The 670-nt window shown below is 34.3% G+C and carries 1 protein-coding gene; it reads left to right on the top strand.

What is annotated here, in order from left to right; genetic code table 11:
* On the top strand, positions 1–670 hold a 670-nt coding region (locus PG892_RS22480; protein ID WP_270825938.1), incomplete at both ends, for a hypothetical protein.

The following is a 670-nucleotide window of genomic DNA, read 5'->3' as shown; positions in this document are numbered from 1 at the left end:
TCGATTTTAACACTGATTTAGAGTTCCTGACTATCGAAGGCTCTCAAGAGCATAGTCTTTCCGGTGAATGTGTAATTGATTTGGCTGAGTATCGTAAATCTTTGAAAGGTGGTCAGCAGGTCGAGTACTTCCAGTTAAAGCATTCAACAGTTCAGGTTAATGACCCTTTTACTCTATCAAAGTTAAAAGATACTATAGAAGGTTTTTCTAAACGATTTATAGATCTAAGTTCTTCCGAAAAAGAAATTTCAGAGATAAACTTTACTGTCGTTACCAATCGAATTATTTCCTCCACTCTTAAGAAGAACATAGTAAAAATATCCTCAGGTAATATTCCATCAGGACAATTCTTAAAAACACTTGAAAAATATACCAATCTGAAAGGAAATGAACTTATAAGATTTTGTAAGTGTCTACAGTTCTATGATTCTGAAGGAAATTACAACCAACAAAAATATGATATTCACAAAGAGCTCCATAGGTTATCTGTTTCGAAAAATGTCCTTGAAAGAGAAAAGTTGTTAGTCGCAAAGGTTTGGGAAAAAATTGAACCAGGGAAGACTAATGTTATCACTCGAGAAGATATGCTCGAGGCATTTGATGTAATAAGTTTCGATGACTTTTTTCCAGCACCACCATTATTTGAACCCGTTTCACGCTATATTGCTAG

It is taken from the genome of Aeromonas sp. QDB68, assembly GCF_027707405.1.
In the GTDB taxonomy this organism is placed as follows: Bacteria; Pseudomonadota; Gammaproteobacteria; order Enterobacterales; family Aeromonadaceae; genus Aeromonas; species Aeromonas caviae.
Note: the sequence above shows the minus strand (reverse complement) of the source record. Positions and strands in the feature narration are given on the sequence as shown.